Below are 15,491 nucleotides of genomic sequence, written 5' to 3'. Positions count from 1 at the left end.
GTGAATCGACGTAACTTTCTAAAACTGACCTGCGGTGGCGCGATGTTGGCAGGGGTTGCCCCTGTGGCGCAGGCCGGGCCGGAGAACAAGCAGCCCATCCCCAACTCGCTGGGCATGCTGTATGACTCGACCCTGTGCGTGGGTTGCCAGGCCTGTGTCAGCAAATGCCAACGTATTAACCATACCGATGAACCGCATGGCGAAACCTATGCCTACGCGGGTACCGAAGCGACCTGGTCGAACAACGACAAGCTCAGCCCTTACACCAACAACATTATTCAGGTGTGGACCAGCGGAGACGGCAAGCACAAAGACCAGGTGGACAATGGCTACGCCTATATCAAAAAGCAGTGCATGCACTGTGTCGATCCTAACTGCGTATCCGTCTGCCCGGTCCAGGCGCTGCACAAAGATGCCAAAACCGGCATCGTGCATTACAACCCGGATGTCTGTACCGGTTGCCGCTACTGCATGGTGGGCTGCCCGTTCAACGTGCCGAAATACGACTACGACAACCCGTTCGGCAAGATCCACAAATGCGAACTCTGTAACCAGAAAGGCGTTGCCCGGCTGGATCAGGGCGGGCTGCCAGGCTGTGTCGAAGTCTGCCCAACCGGGGCGGTGATCTTTGGCACTCGCGAGCAGTTAATGGCCGAAGCCAAGCAGCGTCTGGCCAGTAAGCCCGGTGAAAATTACCGTTACCCGCGCCAAACCCTGCAGGGCAACGATCATTACGAACACCCGGTGCCGCATTACCAACCGCACCTGTATGGCGAGCACGAGGGCGGCGGAACGCAGGTGCTGGTGCTGACCGGCGTGCCTTTCGAGGATCTCGGCTTGCCAGCGCTGGAGGAGTTGTCAACCGGTGCGCGTTCCGAGCATATCCAGCACACGCTGTACAAAGGCATGGTGTTGCCGTTTGCCGCTCTGGCCGGGATCACCTTCCTGGTGCAGCGCAACCAGCGTAACGAGCGTCAGGACAAGAAGGAAGATAAACATGACGACGCATAAAACGCAGCCACTCGGCGGGCGGCTGGTGAGCTGGCCGGTGATGATGCTGGCACCGTTTGTGGTGCTGTGCCTGTTGCTGATCCTAAAACGTCTGGTGTTGGGGTTGGGCGATGTTTCCGATCTGAACGGTGGCTACCCATGGGGTATCTGGATCGCATTCGATCTGCTGGTGGGCACCGGTTTGGCCTGCGGCGGCTGGGCGTTGGCCTGGGCGGTGTATGTGTTCAACCGGGGGGAATATCACCCGCTGGTGCGGCCTGCGCTGTTGGCCAGCCTGTTCGGCTATTCGCTGGGCGGGCTGTCGATCACCATCGACGTCGGCCGTTACTGGAACCTGCCTTACTTCTATATCCCCGGCCATTTCAACACCTCGTCGGTGCTGTTTGAAACTGCGGTCTGTATGACGATCTACGTGGGTATCGTGGCGCTGGAGTTTGCCCCGGCGCTGCTGGAACGGCTGGGCTGGAAGGTGTCGCTCAAACGGCTCAACAAGGTGATGTTCCTGGTGATCGCCCTGGGCGCATTGCTGCCAACCATGCACCAATCCTCGATGGGTTCGCTGATGATTGCGGCGGGGATCAAAATCCACCCGCTGTGGCAAAGCTACGAAATGCTACCGCTGTTCTCGCTGTTGACGGCGGGGATCCTGGGCTTCTCGATAGTGATATTTGAAGGCTCGCTGGTGCAGGCCGGGCTGCGGGGGAAAGGGCCCGAGGAAACGCCGCTGTTTGCCCGCATGACCTACATCATCGATGGGTTCTTACTGCTGTTTATTGTGCTGCGCTTTGGGGAGCTGATCTGGCGCGGCAAAACGGACTATCTGTGGCATCTCGATCGCTTTGCCATCTCATTCTGGGTGGAAACGCTGTTGATGTTGGTGCCGCTGGTGATGTTCCGCTGGAAGCGTAACCGCCGCAACTCACGCCTGCTGTTTCTCGGTGCGCTGAGCATGGTCTGCGGGGCCTCATTCTGGCGGCTGAATTACGCGTTGCTGGCCTACGACCCTGGCAATGGCTACCACTATTTCCCGACGGCCAGCGAACTGCTGATCTCCATCGGCTTTGTGGCAATTGAAGTTTGTGCGTACATCCTGTTGATCCGGTTGTTACCGGTGCTGCCTGCGCATCAACATAATAATGAAAACAACCAGTTAGAGGTAGAGCATGAGCCAACGCATCACCATTGATCCCGTCACCCGTATTGAGGGCCACCTGCGCATCGACTGTGAAATCGAAGACGGCAAGGTGGTTAAAGCCTGGTCCTCCGGCACCATGTGGCGCGGAATGGAAGAGATCCTGCAAGGTAACGACCCGCGCGACGCGTGGATGATCGTCCAGCGGATCTGCGGCGTGTGCACCACCATTCACGCGTTAGCCTCCGTACGGACGGTGGAAAATGCGCTGGGGATGGAGATCCCGGTCAATGCCCAGTACATCCGCAATATCATTGCCGCCGCCCACAGCATTCACGACCATATCGTGCATTTCTATCAGCTCTCGGCGCTGGACTGGGTGGACGTCACCTCGGCGCTGAAGGCCGATCCGCAGAAGGCTGCCGATTTGCTCAGTGGCCTGTCTAGCTGGCCGTTGAACAGCGCTGCCGAATTCACCCGAGTGCAGCAGAAGATCAAGGATCTGGTCGCCAGCGGCCAACTGGGCATCTTCGCCAATGGCTACTGGGGGCACCCGGCTATGGCGTTACCGCCGGAGATAAACCTGATCGCCGTCGCCCACTATCTTCAGGCGCTGGAATGCCAGCGTGATGCCAACCGCGTAGTGGCAATACTGGGGGGTAAAACGCCGCATATCCAGAACCTGGCGGTGGGCGGGGTGGCTAACCCGATCAACCTCGATGCGCCTAGCGTGCTGAACCTCGAGCGCCTGATGTACCTGAAAACCTTTATCGATCGCCTGGGCGACTTTATCGAGCAGGTGTACTTGGTGGACAGCGCGGTGATCGCGGCGCATTACCCTGAGTGGCTAACCCTTGGCAAAGGCTCAGACTGCTATCTCTGCGTACCGGAGTTGCCGATCGATCGTAAAGGCGACCAGTTCCTGATGCCGGGGGGCTATCTGGAGAACGGCAAGTTCCGACCGATCGCCAACCAGCGCGATGAGTATCTGATCAAGGGTATTCAGGAGAGCGGCAAGCACGCCTGGTATCAGGACGATGAACCGCTGGCGCCGTGGGAAGGGCTGACGCGGCCTAAATATACCGGCTGGCAGGAAGATGGCAAATACTCCTGGGTAAAAGCGCCTACCTTCTACGGTAAAGCGGTAGAGATGGGGCCGTTGGCCTGGCTGATGTGTACCTTGCAAGCCGAGCACCCGCCAACCCAGAAATATTTTGCCAAGGTCAACAGCAATTACCAGGCCCTGACCGGCAAAGTGTTAACCGCCGATCAGTTGCCGTCGACCCTGGGCCGCATTGTCGGGCGTACGGTACATGCCTGCGTGCTGCATGAAACCCTGGGCCAGCAGTGGCAGGCGTTGGTGAGCAACATTGGCAGCGGCGACCACGAAACCTTTATCCCACCGAATATTCCGTTGACCGGTGAGATCCGGGGCGTGGGCTTTATCGAAGCCCCGCGCGGCGCGTTGTCGCACTGGGTGGTCATCAAGGACGGCAAGATCGCCAACTATCAGGCGGTAGTGCCCTCAACCTGGAACGCCGGGCCACGCAACTTTAACGATGAGCCCGGTCCTTACGAGCGCTCGCTGGTTGGCACGCCGGTGGCCGATCCTAGCAAACCGCTGGAGGTGGTGCGAACTATCCACTCGTTCGACCCGTGCATGTCCTGTGCGGTACATATTGTAGACACCACTGGCAATGAAGTGACCAGGGTCAAGGTGCTGTAATGAGAATCTTGGTATTAGGCATAGGTAATCTGTTGTTGGGCGATGAAGCGGTGGGCGTGCGCATCGTCGAAGCCCTTGAGCAGCGCTATCGCTTACCGGCCCATGTTGAGGTGCTGGACGGCGGCACCTCGGGGATGGAATTGATGGAAATGATGGCCGATCGCGATCATCTGATTGTGGCGGACGCGGTGTTGACCGGTGCTACTCCGGGCAGCGTCGCCGTGCTGTATGACGAAGAGATCCCGGCGCTGTTTACCCGTAAGGTTTCGCCCCATCAACTGGGGCTTTCCGACGTGCTGATGGCGCTGCGGCTGACGGATGAGTTTCCCCGTCGGCTCACCTTGGTGGGCGTGGTGCCAGAGTCGCTGGAGCCCGGAATTGGACTGAGCGCCGTGGTCAGCCAGGCGATTGAGCCAGCGTTGGCCCAGGTGTTGCTGGCGCTGCAAGAGAACGGTGTGGTGGCGGAGCCAAAAGAGGTGGCCAATGCAGACTGTGACTAACGGTTTTCAGCTCAACCCCAGCGCGCTGTTGGAAGCCGCCTTTCAGGCGATTGCCGACGGTGAGATGCAGGATTTGCCGTTTTTCCAACCGCAAATCCCGGTGCGTGCCTGTGGCTTTCAGCTGTTTGAACGGCAGTGGGTCGGCACCATTCTCACGCCGTGGATGCTTAGCTTGCTGGTGTTGCCCGGTCCTGAACAGGTTTGGCAACCCCATGCAGTGGGAGACAAGTTGGCGTTAAGCCTGCCTTGCGGCAGCGTGCGGTTCATCGTCGGTGAGATTGCGGGTTGCGGGCAATACCTGGCCTGTTCACTGATGTCTCTGTTGGATCGCCATCTGGGGGCCGAGCAGGCGCTGGCGTTGGCACAACAGAGCGCGCGGATGGCGCTTTCGCTACCGGTGGTGGATGGCAACATCCCCAGTAATCCGGGGCGCAGGGCGCTATTTGGCCTGTCACAGAGAACGGCATAGATGCATGAAATCAGCCTGTGCCTGAGCACGATGGAGTTGATTGAACAGCAGGCTCGGCAGCACGGAGCAAAACGGGTGACGGCGGTGTGGCTGGAAATTGGGGCGCTCTCCTGTATTGAAGAGCACGCGCTGCGTTTCAGCTTCGCCTCGGCATCCCGCCATACGCTGGCAGAGGGGTGCCAGTTATTGCTGGACTACCAGCCTGCACGCGCCTGGTGCTGGAGTTGCAGCATGAGCGTGCAGATTGAAAAACATGATGAAGGTTGCCCACAGTGCGGCAGCCACCAGTTGCGCGTTGAGAGCGGTGACAGCCTGCGGTTAAAGCAGCTGGAAGTGGAATAATTTTGAGGAGTGAATAACGATGTGTACGACTTGCGGTTGCGCCAGTGGCGAAAAAACCATCGAAGGTGACGAACATCATCACCACGACGACCACCATCATCACGACCATCATGATGCTCACCACCATCATCCTGATCATCATCATCACGACGGGGAACATCAAGCACCGGCAGGCATAGTGATCCATCACCATCATCACTATCACCATCAAGGCGATGTACATCACCATTACGCGGGTGTCGCTGCGGCGGAACGTTTTACGCCAGAGGTGCAACCGCATTCGCAAGACCTACACTATGGGCACGGCGAGGCGGGGAGTCACGCACCGGGTATCGGGCAGCGCCGTCTGGTGCAGATTGAACAGGACGTACTGAGCAAGAATAACCATCTGGCGGCCCACAACCGCGAACACTTTTCCGCGCAACATATTCTGGTGCTGAACCTGGTTTCCAGCCCAGGTTCGGGCAAAACTACCTTGCTAACGGCCACGCTGGAACGATTGGCGGGCAAATTACCCTGCGCGGTGATTGAGGGCGACCAGCAAACCAGTAACGATGCCGAGCGTATTCGCGCCACCGGCGTACCGGCCATTCAGGTTAATACCGGCAAGGGCTGTCATCTGGACGCGCAGATGGTACACGACGCGGCACACCGCCTGGATTTGCAGGATCACAGCCTGCTGTTTATCGAGAACGTCGGCAACCTGGTCTGCCCGGCCAGCTTCGATCTGGGCGAACGGCACAAGGTCGCGGTGCTGTCGGTGACGGAAGGGGAAGACAAGCCGTTGAAATACCCCCATATGTTTGCCGCCGCTACGCTGATGATCATCAACAAGATTGATCTGCTGCCCTATGTAAACTTCTCGGTGGAAAACTGCATCGCCTTTGCCCGTCAGGTTAATCCGTCCATCCAGGTGATCGCGTTGTCGGCCACCAGCGGTGAGGGAATGGATCTCTGGCTGAACTGGCTGGGAGAACAATAATGTGCCTCGGTGTGCCCGGTAAGGTGACCGCAGTCGGGGAGGATATCCACCAACTGGCCTGGGCCGACGTGTGCGGTGTGGCGGTCAGGATCAATATTGCGCTGGTCTGTGAAGGATCACCGCAGGAACTGATCGGCCAGTGGGTGTTGGTGCACGTCGGCTTTGCCATGAGCCTGCTCGATGAACAGGAAGCGCTGGAAACGCTGGCAGCATTGCAGCATATGCGCGCCGTCGGGCTGGCACGGGATGACGAGGATGCCAATGCGCTACGTTGATGAATTCCGCGATCCGGCGCTATGTCAGGCGTTGTTACGGCGCATCGAAACGCTGATGCTAGCCATTCCCCAGTCGCAGCGCCTGCCGTTACAGGTGATGGAAGTCTGCGGTGGCCACACCCACGCTATCTTCAAGTTTGGTCTTGACCAACTGTTGCCGGAAAGCCTGGAATTTGTCCACGGCCCCGGCTGCCCGGTTTGCGTATTGCCGATGGGGCGTATTGATAGCTGCCTGGAGATTGCCGCCCATCCGGAGGTGATTTTCTGCACCTACGGTGATGCGATGCGGGTTCCTGGCCGCAATGGGTCGTTGCTGGATGCTCGCCGCCGTGGTGCCGATATCCGGGTGGTGTATTCGCCGCTGGATGCGCTACAGCTGGCGGCGGATAACCCCCAGCGCGAAGTGGTGTTTTTTGGCCTGGGCTTTGAAACTACCATGCCCGCCAGCGCCTTAACGTTGCAGCAAGCCCGCCAGCGTCAGTTGAGCAATTTCACCCTGTTTTGCCAGCATATTACCCTGATCCCAACCTTACGCAGCCTGTTGCAGCAGCCCGATGTGCGCATCGACGGCTTCCTGGCACCGGGCCACGTGAGCATGGTGATCGGCAACGCACCCTATCAGTTCATCGCTGCGGATTATCATAAGCCGCTGGTGGTGACCGGCTTTGAGCCGTTGGACATTCTGCAAGGTTTGGTGATGCTGCTGGAGCAACTGCGTGATGGCCGCTGCGCGGTAGAAAACCAATACCGGCGCATCGTGCCCGAACAGGGCAATCTTCTGGCTCAGCGGGCGATGGCAGAGGTGTTTGGCCTGAAAGAGAGCAGCGAATGGCGCGGGCTGGGCGAGATTGCCCACTCTGGTGTGCAGATCAAACCGGAGTATGCGGATTTTGATGCCGAACTGCGGTTTAAGCCGCAGGCGCAGCGGGTAGCGGACGATCCGCGCTCGCGCTGTGGTGAAGTGTTGACCGGGCGCTGCAAACCGGATGCCTGCCCGCTGTTTGGCAACCAATGTACGCCAGAGAACGCCTTTGGTGCCTTGATGGTGTCCTCAGAAGGGGCCTGTTCGGCTTACTATCAGTATCGTAGGGAGACCGCGTAATGCGTGAAGTGAACAACGGGCGAGAAATTACCCTGGCCCATGGCAGCGGTGGCCGCGCCATGCAATCCCTGATTGAAGAACTCATGTTGCCCGCCTTTGCCAATCCGGCGTTAAATGCCCGGGAAGATCAGGCACGAATCTCACTGGATGAGCTCGCCATCTCGGGCGATCGTTTGGCCGTATCGACCGACAGTTACGTTATCGATCCTATTTTCTTCCCCGGTGGTGATATCGGCAAACTGGCGGTTTGCGGCACTGCTAACGACGTAGCCGTCAGTGGTGCCCAGCCGCGTTATCTGAGCTGCGCCATGATCCTGGAGGAAGGGTTGTCGTATGCCACGCTGGAACGCATCGTCCAGTCGATGGCCAGCTCGGCGCAGCAGGCCGGGATCCAGATTGTGACCGGCGATACCAAAGTGGTACCCCGCGGTGCGGCAGACAAAATCTTTATCAATACCACCGGGTTAGGAACCATCCCGGCTGGCGTCCACTGGGGGGCCGCTAACATCCGCCTGGGTGACAGCATTATCGTCAGCGGCACCTTGGGCGATCACGGCGCAACCATTCTGAATCTGCGTGAAGGGCTGGGCCTGGAGAGTGAATTAAGCAGCGATTGCGCGCTGCTGGCTCCGCTGATTGCTCCATTGTTACCGATTGCCGGAGTGCGCGCTTTGCGCGATGCGACGCGCGGCGGCGTGACGGCGGTGCTGCATGAGTTTGCCGCTGCTAGCGGCTGTGGCATGGCGATTTCGGAGGCGGCACTGCCGTTGAAACCGGCGGTGCGGGGGATTTGCGAACTGCTGGGGCTGGATGCGCTCAACTTTGCCAACGAAGGCAAGCTGGTGTTGGTGGTGGCATCCGAGGCTGAGGCTGAAGTGTTGGCTGCTCTGCATCAGCATCCGCTGGGGCGCGATGCGGCGGTGATTGGCCATACCACCGAGCGCCAGCAGGTGAGCCTCACCGGGTTGTTCGGGGTTTCCCGTCGGCTGGATCTGCCGTTGGATGAGCCTCTGCCACGGATCTGTTAGTGATTCGGTTGGCGGAAGCGTGTGGGTATTCCTAACCCTCCTACAGGGAGAGGGGACCGATCGAGTTTTCGTTTGTGGCAGAGGATCACTTGACCACAGCCGATGGTGAGGGATAACAGGACCCGCTAACGACACCAAAGCAGCTCCCTCTCCTTAGGGAGAGGGTTGGGGTGAGGGAGATACAGATTGATCACGATAACTGACCGAGGCTCCGAATCACCTTCTTCCCTTTTAGGAAGCGCGGAAAAGATCGCCAGGGCAACAGGAGAGTTAACACAACATGGCAGATTTTGAGCCGGAGAATATCGCCAGCAGCAATGGCCTTCGCCTGCGGATCAAGGGCAAGGTGCAAGGGGTCGGGTTTCGTCCCTATGTTTGGCTGCTGGCGCAGCGCTTTAACCTGCGCGGCGAGGTCAGCAATGACGGCGCCGGGGTGATCGTTAAGCTATGGCAATCACCCGCCATAACGGATTTTTTGCGTGTACTGCCGCAAGAGTGTCCACCCCTGGCGCGGATCGATAGCGTCACCTCTACACCTTTTAACTGGCCGCAGCAGCCAGCGAGTTTCACCATTGCCAGCAGCGGCGCGGGGCAAGTGGATACCCATATCGTGGCGGATGCGGCCACCTGCGATGCCTGTCTGGCAGAGCTGAACATGCCGCATAACCGGCGCTATCACTATCCGTTTATCAACTGCACCCACTGTGGCCCACGGTTTACCATTATCCGCCGGATGCCCTACGATCGGCCCAATACTTCGATGCAGCCTTTTCCGCTGTGCCCGCAGTGCCTGGCGGAGTATCAGGATCCTGCCGACCGTCGTTTTCATGCACAACCTACCGCCTGCCCGGAGTGTGGCCCGCACCTGTGGCTCAGCGATGCCACAGGCCAAACTACCGCCAGCGCCGATGACGCGCTGCAACTGGCCGCGCAGGCGCTGATTGCCGGGCAGATCGTGGCGGTGAAGGGGATCGGCGGTTTTCATCTGGCCTGTGACGCTACCAATCCTGCTGCGGTCCAGCGTCTGCGAGCTCGAAAACATCGCCCGGCCAAGCCCCTGGCGGTGATGATGCCGGATACCTGCTGGCTGCAACAATGTGTTCAGGTCGCGGAACCGACGGCACTGTTAAAGCTGTTGCGTAGCCCACCAGCCCCGATAGTGCTGGTAATGGCTCACCCGCAAAGTCCCTTGTGCGACGAGATTGCGCCGGGGCTCAATGAGATAGGGGTGATGTTACCGGCTAATCCGCTGCAACATCTGCTGTTGCAACAGGTTGCGCGGCCACTGGTGATGACCTCCGGCAACCCGGCAGGTAAACCACCAGCGCTGAGCAACCAGCAGGCACTGGAAGAACTCGCTGACGTGGCCGACGTCTGGCTGCTGCATAACCGCGAGATCGTCCAGCGAGCCGATGACTCTTTAGTCCGCTTGACCGATCAGGGCAGTGAGATGCTGCGTCGGGCACGTGGCTATGTCCCGGATGCGATGCCTCTCCCCCCTGGCTTTACCGCCCAACCGGCCATTCTGGCGCTGGGGGCCGACAGCAAGAACACCTTTTGCCTGCTGTGGGGTGACAAGGCGGTGGTCAGCCAGCATTTAGGCTCGCTGGGGGATGAAGCCACCCGGCAACAGCAGCAGCAACTGCTTGCGCTGTTTGGTGAAATCTACGGCGTGGTGCCGCAGGCGATCGCCATCGATGCCCACCCCGGTTATCTCAGCCATCAGCAGGGCCAGGTGTTGGCGGCAGAGCTGGCGATCCCTTGCGTCACCACGTTGCATCATCATGCCCATCTTGTTGCCTGCCTGGCAGAACATGGCTGGCCTCGCGACGGCGGTAAGGTGATTGGTCTGGCTTTGGATGGGCTGGGATATGGCCTTGACGGGCAACTGTGGGGCGGAGAATGTCTGCTGGTGGATTATCAGCATTGTGAGCATCTGGGCGGCTTGCCCGCAGTGGCATTGCCGGGGGGCGATGTTGCCGCCCGCCAGCCATGGCGCAACCTGTTGGCCCAGTTACAGCGTTTTGTCCCCGATTGGCAGACGTTGCCAGAGGCCGCGGCGATCCCTCAACCGCAGGCGACGATCTTACTGCGGGCGGTAGAGCGGCAAATCAACTCGCCGCTGGCCTCTTCGGCCGGGCGCTTGTTTGATGCGGTGGCCGCAGCATTGCAGATCGTGCCGCAACAACTTTCCTGGGAGGGTGAGGCCGCCTGTCAGTTGGAAGCTTTGGCATGGCAAAGTCCGCCTCATCAACCGCCGGTTTCGTTGCCGCTGCTCGATAATCAGCTGGATCTGGCCACCTTCTGGCGGCAATGGCTGGCCTATCAGGCCCCCGCGGCGCAGCGCGCTTATGCGTTTCATGTTGCCTTGGCCCAAGGGTTTGCCGCACTGGCCCGTAGAGCCATGCAGCAATACGGCATCAATACCGTCGTGCTGTCGGGTGGAGTCATGCATAACGTTCTGTTGCGGCAACTCTTGCTTCAGCAGTTGGACGGAACACAGGTCTTACTGCCATCCCGCCTACCAGCAGGAGATGGTGGGGTGGCCTTGGGACAGGCGCTGATTGCCGCCAACCGACTTATTTCAGGCAGGCATAAGGATGAATTTATAACGTAATCAACTGTTTTCACGAGTAAAACCACCACCTTCATTCACTAGAAAATTTAGGTATTCATTATGCGTATTAATGTCAAAGCTGTGGCTGTATCCCTACTGGCGCTGTTCCCCATGCTGGCCTTTGCCCATGTGGGCCATGACGGTGGCGCGCATCACGTATTAAGCTTTACCGAAGGCTTTATCCACCCGCTGACCGGGATGGACCATCTGGTCGCCATGGTTCTGGTGGGCATCTGGAGTGCCATGAACACCAAACGGTGGTGGCTGGCTCCGCTGGTGTTTGCCGGTTTATTGCTGACCGGTGCGCTGGTTGGCATGGCAGGTGTGACCGTGCCAGGCACTGAGTTTATTGTTGCCGCCTCGCTGCTGGGCATAGGGGTGATGGTTGCCTTACAGCTGAAACTGTCGGCGATAACGGGCGCGTTGATTATTGGCGCTTTTGCCATCTTCCACGGTCTGGCCCACGGCGCGGAGCTTTCTCATTCGGTGGCGGCGCTTTCCGGTATGGTGATTGCAACGGTGTTGCTGCACGTGGCTGGGTTGGGTATCGGCTATCTGCTGGCGTCTTCGTCTACGCATAGCGGCTGGGCGCGGGTGATTGGTGGCGGTTCATCGCTGCTGGGGATCGGCCTGCTCAGTGGAGTGATCTGAGTTTATCAATTTACTCACCACGGTTTGCTGGCAGTGACTTTGCAATAGCTGCCAGCAGTCACCCTGTTTATCTCAAAAAATAACAAGCGGCTGGATTTGTGCCTATTTTATAGTTAGATTCCCTGCACACCAAGTGCGCTTGGTACTGCGCTATCTTCCGCACAACTTTTAACTGCATGAGTTAATTCAAGAGTTACAGGGAACGTTGCTATGAACAGGGTTATAGGTTTACTTTCGTTATGCTTGGTTTCTTTTTCTTCTCTGGCCGATTGCCAGCCTTTCCTTGCCGATCTGGCTAAGCCCTTTGCCGCCAAAACCACCATGAATACCGAACTCTCCACCTGCAAGGTGTGGCCCTATGCTCCGGAAAAAACCATTGCGGTGCTGATGCTGGAGCCCAAGGAGGAGGCCCAACCCGATTTTACCGACTATGACGTCGCCGTTTTGGTGGTCGATAGCCAGTCCGGCAAGGTGCTGGCCAGCAAATATCATCCCAGGGCGATTATGGATGACGCCATCTATACCAGCAGCGTGACCATCGACACTGCGCGCTACCAATTATCTCCGGCGATACGCGCCTTCGGGGTGCGTTTTATCCACCGCGGCTCCTCCTCGGTCAATCCCATCAGCATCGAACGGCTTAACCTCTATACCCTGCAAGATCAGCAAGTCACTTTGGTGCTTAATAATCTGACCATGAATGAATATAGCGGTGAGTGGGATGGCCAGTGTGCCGGGGATTTCGCCGCGACCAATCGCGCATTGGCGCTTGGCAAGAGCGCACATAACGGCTTCCAGGATCTGCAGCTACAGACCATAGCGACGCACAAGGGGGCGAGCAGAAAAGGGGAGGATTGCGTGGAAAGCAACAAAGTCGTTGCCAAGACCCGCGTCGAGCTCAAGTTCGATGGTAAAGCCTATCCCGTAGAGCAGGATAAGTTGCTCGAACATCGTTTTTAGCAAAAATCCACCGTAAACCCTCGCCCAAAATAGCGCCCGTTAAGATAATAAACAGGTTAACGTTTGGCGCCTAAAAACGCCTCAGTCCTCCACCAGCACCTGTTGCAGCGCGGCTATCAGCTTGCGGTTGGCCGCTTCGCTCTTGATCGCTACCCGATAATAGTCGGTGGACAAGCCAGGGTAGTTGGCACAGTGGCGGATCAGGATGCGGTGCTGCAACAACGCCTGTTGCAGATCGTAGCCGGGGCGCAGGCAGCGTAGGAAAATATAGTTCGCCGCCCCTGGCCAGATACGCAAGTGCGGCAAGGCTGTCAGCGCGTCAAACAACCAAGCACGTTGCTCTGCCAGCCATTGGTGGGTTTGCTGGATGTAATCGAGATCGTCGAGGATCACTTCGCCGGCCAGTGCCGCATAGGCATTGATGGTCCAGGGTTCGCGCAGTTGTTTCATCTGTTCCAGGCCAACGCGATCGCTGCTGACCAGATAGCCAAGTCGCAGACCGGGAATGGCGAAGAATTTGGTCAGCGAACGCAGGATATAAAGGCGGGAATACTCTGCCATCTGCGGGATCAGGCCCGGTGTATCCGGCAGAAAATCGATAAAGGCTTCATCAACGATCAACGCAATATTGTGCTGGCGACAACAGGCGACAATGGCCTGCAACAGCGAGGGGTCAGGCATCAGCCCGGTCGGATTGTTGGGGGTGGCCAGGAACAGGCAGTCCGGTTGGCGCTCGGCCAGCACCTGCAGCAGCCGCTCATCGGGTTGAAAACCACCGGTTTCATCCAGCGGAAAGTCCTCGATCTGGCAGTCAATCCGCTGCAATGCCCGGCGGTATTCGGCAAACCCAGGCGTTAGGAGCAGCGCCGTGCGGGGGCGTAGCCGGTTCACTATGGCGTAAATCAGCTCGGTGGCCCCGTTGCCCGCCATGATATTTTCCGCCGGGCAGTGATGAACCCGTGCCAATGCCGCATGCAAACGCCGGTATTCGACGTCGGGATAGCATTCGGCGCTGGTCAGATGCTCGATAATCGCCGCCTTCAGGCTGGCGGGCATGCCCAATGGATTGATATTGGCGCTGAAATCAATCATCTCGGCCGGATCCAGACCGTTTTTCAACGCCATTTCCAGTACGTTACCACCATGTTCACTCACGGTTTTGCTATTCCCCTGTCAAATTTGCATGCAGGATAACACAGCGTAATCGCCGTTAATCCTGTGCAAACCAAGGTGAATGCCGGATCTAATGGCGTGTATTCGCGATATCAACAGGTTATTATGGCAAGGCCATTGTCGAGGCTATCGAGATGAAAACTAAGTGATAAATTGAAGCGTTGAGTTCATTGAACTGATAACGTTGTGATTAACCGTATTATTGCCAACTGGATATCCCACACCCTGCACGATGACAGGTTGTGGTTGGGAAGGGGGTGTAACTCCCCCGCAGCCCCCGCTGCTGTGATGCCGACGAGTCCGCTGCGCCACTGATCTGAGGATTGGGAAGGGAGTGGACGAGGATGACGCTAAGCCAGAAGACCGGCCAGTTGGTCACACGTTCAACACCTTCGGTGGGAAGGGGGTTGTCATGAGATACGTGCAGCTATATTGCACTGCTTGGTCGTATCCTTTTGACTCCCAAATCCCGCCCGAGAGGTCGGGATTTTTTTATGCCAGTAACCCACCATCAGGCTTTATCGTTCGTGGCTATAAGGTGCGTGCCATGACGCTGCTAGCCTGGTTCGCGGCCTTTCTGCTCGATAGCCTGTTAGGCGACCCGCCGCACTGGCCGCATCCGGTGCGCTGGATCGGTAACCTGATCACGGTGCTTCAACGCGCGATCCGCCGGATTTGCCATAGCGAGAGAGCGCTAAAACTTGGCGGCGGGCTGCTGTGGCTGGGCGTCGTCGGGTTGGTTTGGCTGGTCAGTTGGGGCTTGTTATCACTGATGCAGTATATCCACCCGTGGTTGGGCTGGCTGGCGGAAGTCTGGCTGATTTATACCCTGCTCGCCGGGCGTTGTCTGGAACAGGCTGCCATGGAAGTTCACCGGGCACTGCAAAGTGCCGATCTTGAGGAGAGCCGCCGCAAGCTGTCGTGGATTGTCGGGCGGGATACCTCACAACTGGAAGAACCGCAAATCACCCGGGCGGTGGTGGAGACGGTGGCAGAAAACAGTGTGGATGGCGTCATTTCGCCGCTGTTCTTTTTGCTGATAGGCGGAGCGCCGTTGGCGATGGCGTATAAAGCGGTTAACACCCTCGATTCAATGGTGGGCTACAAAACGCCGAAATACCGCGCTATTGGCTATGTGTCGGCGCGGATGGATGACTTCGCCAACTGGTTACCGGCGCGGCTTAGCTGGCTACTGCTGAGCTGTGCGGCTTGGCTGAATGGTTTGGACTTTCGCCAGGCGTTTCGCATTGGCTGGCGCGATCGCTATCAGCACACCAGCCCAAACTGCGCCTGGTCGGAAGCCACCGTGGCTGGAGCGCTGGGAGTGCGGCTTGGCGGTCCTAACAACTACTTTGGTCAGCGGGTCGACAAGCCGTGGATCGGTGAGGCTCGCAGGGAGATCGAGCTGGCAGATATTCCCCGCAGCACGCGTCTGATGATGACGGCCTCGCTGTTGGCTCTGCTGCTGTTTGCAGCGTTGCGCCTGCTATGGCTTGATGCTTGAAATAATAATTGTTTGCGCG

Annotated in this window: 15 protein-coding genes and 1 riboswitch; of the genes, 14 read left to right on the top strand and 1 reads right to left on the bottom strand. The window is 58.2% G+C overall.

The window, feature by feature from the left end:
• From hybA to A6U95_RS15795, 13 genes are all read left to right on the top strand, one after another.
• The gene (gene hybA, locus A6U95_RS15855; RefSeq protein WP_065685146.1) at window positions 1–1,011 is read left to right on the top strand and encodes a hydrogenase 2 operon protein HybA; all 1,011 of its coding nucleotides are present in this window, start codon (window positions 1–3) and stop codon (window positions 1,009–1,011) included.
• Window positions 998–2,197 (top strand): Ni/Fe-hydrogenase cytochrome b subunit, encoded by a 1,200-nt coding sequence (hybB, locus tag A6U95_RS15850; RefSeq protein WP_065685145.1) that lies wholly within the window; start codon window positions 998–1,000, stop codon window positions 2,195–2,197. Before hybA ends, hybB begins: the two co-directional genes overlap by 14 nt.
• On the top strand, window positions 2,175–3,869 hold the full coding sequence (gene hybC / locus A6U95_RS15845; RefSeq protein ID WP_065685144.1) for a hydrogenase 2 large subunit: 1,695 nt from the start codon (window positions 2,175–2,177) through the stop codon (window positions 3,867–3,869). The genes hybB and hybC overlap by 23 nt, the downstream gene beginning before the upstream one ends.
• Entirely contained in the window at window positions 3,869–4,369 is a 501-nt protein-coding gene (locus A6U95_RS15840; RefSeq protein ID WP_065685143.1) for a HyaD/HybD family hydrogenase maturation endopeptidase, read from the top strand. Before hybC ends, A6U95_RS15840 begins: the two co-directional genes overlap by 1 nt.
• Window positions 4,353–4,838: a hydrogenase-2 assembly chaperone gene (gene hybE, locus A6U95_RS15835; RefSeq protein ID WP_065685142.1), complete on the top strand. Its 486-nt coding sequence runs from the start codon at window positions 4,353–4,355 to the stop codon at window positions 4,836–4,838. The genes A6U95_RS15840 and hybE overlap by 17 nt, the downstream gene beginning before the upstream one ends.
• Window positions 4,839–5,180 carry a hydrogenase maturation nickel metallochaperone HypA gene (hypA, locus tag A6U95_RS15830; RefSeq protein WP_065685141.1) on the top strand — a complete coding sequence of 114 codons (342 nt, stop codon included), beginning with the start codon at window positions 4,839–4,841 and terminating at the stop codon, window positions 5,178–5,180.
• Between the two features lie 19 nt (window positions 5,181–5,199).
• Entirely contained in the window at window positions 5,200–6,162 is a 963-nt protein-coding gene (gene hypB / locus A6U95_RS15825) for a hydrogenase nickel incorporation protein HypB (RefSeq protein WP_065685140.1), read from the top strand.
• Window positions 6,162–6,437 carry a hydrogenase maturation factor HybG gene (gene hybG / locus A6U95_RS15820; protein WP_024486886.1) on the top strand — a complete coding sequence of 92 codons (276 nt, stop codon included), beginning with the start codon at window positions 6,162–6,164 and terminating at the stop codon, window positions 6,435–6,437. The genes hypB and hybG overlap by 1 nt, the downstream gene beginning before the upstream one ends.
• The gene (gene hypD / locus A6U95_RS15815; protein WP_065685139.1) at window positions 6,424–7,539 is read left to right on the top strand and encodes a hydrogenase formation protein HypD; all 1,116 of its coding nucleotides are present in this window, start codon (window positions 6,424–6,426) and stop codon (window positions 7,537–7,539) included. Before hybG ends, hypD begins: the two co-directional genes overlap by 14 nt.
• Window positions 7,539–8,567, top strand: a complete 1,029-nt coding sequence (gene hypE / locus A6U95_RS15810; protein WP_065685138.1) for a hydrogenase expression/formation protein HypE — start codon at window positions 7,539–7,541, stop codon at window positions 8,565–8,567. The genes hypD and hypE overlap by 1 nt, the downstream gene beginning before the upstream one ends.
• 280 nt (window positions 8,568–8,847) lie before the next feature.
• Entirely contained in the window at window positions 8,848–11,184 is a 2,337-nt protein-coding gene (gene hypF / locus A6U95_RS15805; protein WP_065685137.1) for a carbamoyltransferase HypF, read from the top strand.
• A 60-nt stretch (window positions 11,185–11,244) separates the two neighbouring features.
• On the top strand, window positions 11,245–11,835 hold the full coding sequence (locus A6U95_RS15800; RefSeq protein WP_024528480.1) for a HupE/UreJ family protein: 591 nt from the start codon (window positions 11,245–11,247) through the stop codon (window positions 11,833–11,835).
• A 210-nt stretch (window positions 11,836–12,045) separates the two neighbouring features.
• Window positions 12,046–12,795 (top strand): hypothetical protein, encoded by a 750-nt coding sequence (locus tag A6U95_RS15795; RefSeq protein ID WP_065685136.1) that lies wholly within the window; start codon window positions 12,046–12,048, stop codon window positions 12,793–12,795.
• Between the two features lie 81 nt (window positions 12,796–12,876).
• Here the strand turns inward: A6U95_RS15795 and cobD are convergent, their stop codons facing one another.
• Window positions 12,877–13,950 (bottom strand): threonine-phosphate decarboxylase CobD, encoded by a 1,074-nt coding sequence (gene cobD / locus A6U95_RS15790; RefSeq protein WP_065685135.1) that lies wholly within the window; start codon window positions 13,948–13,950, stop codon window positions 12,877–12,879.
• Between the two features lie 211 nt (window positions 13,951–14,161).
• Window positions 14,162–14,355: riboswitch (cobalamin riboswitch) on the top strand.
• A gap of 160 nt (window positions 14,356–14,515) precedes the next feature.
• On the opposite strand from cobD, the gene cbiB reads away from it, so the two are divergent.
• Window positions 14,516–15,472: an adenosylcobinamide-phosphate synthase CbiB gene (cbiB, locus tag A6U95_RS15785; protein ID WP_065685134.1), complete on the top strand. Its 957-nt coding sequence runs from the start codon at window positions 14,516–14,518 to the stop codon at window positions 15,470–15,472.
• The last annotated feature ends 19 nt before the right edge of the window (window positions 15,473–15,491 follow it).

This window comes from Serratia sp. 14-2641 (assembly GCF_001692375.1).
GTDB classification, from domain to species: Bacteria; Pseudomonadota; Gammaproteobacteria; order Enterobacterales; family Enterobacteriaceae; genus Chania; species Chania fonticola_C.
This window is presented reverse-complemented; position numbering and strand designations above follow the sequence as displayed.

What these genes read in the sequence shown, in the direction of transcription:
- hybB (WP_065685145.1), top strand. Translation starts at nt 998, where the DNA reads ATGACGACGCATAAAACGCAGCCACTCGGCGGGCGGCTGGTGAGCTGG.
- A6U95_RS15800 (WP_024528480.1), top strand. Translation starts at nt 11,245, where the DNA reads ATGCGTATTAATGTCAAAGCTGTGGCTGTATCCCTACTGGCGCTGTTC.
- hypD (WP_065685139.1), top strand. Translation starts at nt 6,424, where the DNA reads ATGCGCTACGTTGATGAATTCCGCGATCCGGCGCTATGTCAGGCGTTG.
- hybC (WP_065685144.1), top strand. Translation starts at nt 2,175, where the DNA reads ATGAGCCAACGCATCACCATTGATCCCGTCACCCGTATTGAGGGCCAC.
- hypF (WP_065685137.1), top strand. Translation starts at nt 8,848, where the DNA reads ATGGCAGATTTTGAGCCGGAGAATATCGCCAGCAGCAATGGCCTTCGC.
- A6U95_RS15840 (WP_065685143.1), top strand. Translation starts at nt 3,869, where the DNA reads ATGAGAATCTTGGTATTAGGCATAGGTAATCTGTTGTTGGGCGATGAA.
- cbiB (WP_065685134.1), top strand. Translation starts at nt 14,516, where the DNA reads ATGACGCTGCTAGCCTGGTTCGCGGCCTTTCTGCTCGATAGCCTGTTA.
- A6U95_RS15795 (WP_065685136.1), top strand. Translation starts at nt 12,046, where the DNA reads ATGAACAGGGTTATAGGTTTACTTTCGTTATGCTTGGTTTCTTTTTCT.
- hypB (WP_065685140.1), top strand. Translation starts at nt 5,200, where the DNA reads ATGTGTACGACTTGCGGTTGCGCCAGTGGCGAAAAAACCATCGAAGGT.
- hybE (WP_065685142.1), top strand. Translation starts at nt 4,353, where the DNA reads ATGCAGACTGTGACTAACGGTTTTCAGCTCAACCCCAGCGCGCTGTTG.
- hybG (WP_024486886.1), top strand. Translation starts at nt 6,162, where the DNA reads ATGTGCCTCGGTGTGCCCGGTAAGGTGACCGCAGTCGGGGAGGATATC.
- hypA (WP_065685141.1), top strand. Translation starts at nt 4,839, where the DNA reads ATGCATGAAATCAGCCTGTGCCTGAGCACGATGGAGTTGATTGAACAG.
- hypE (WP_065685138.1), top strand. Translation starts at nt 7,539, where the DNA reads ATGCGTGAAGTGAACAACGGGCGAGAAATTACCCTGGCCCATGGCAGC.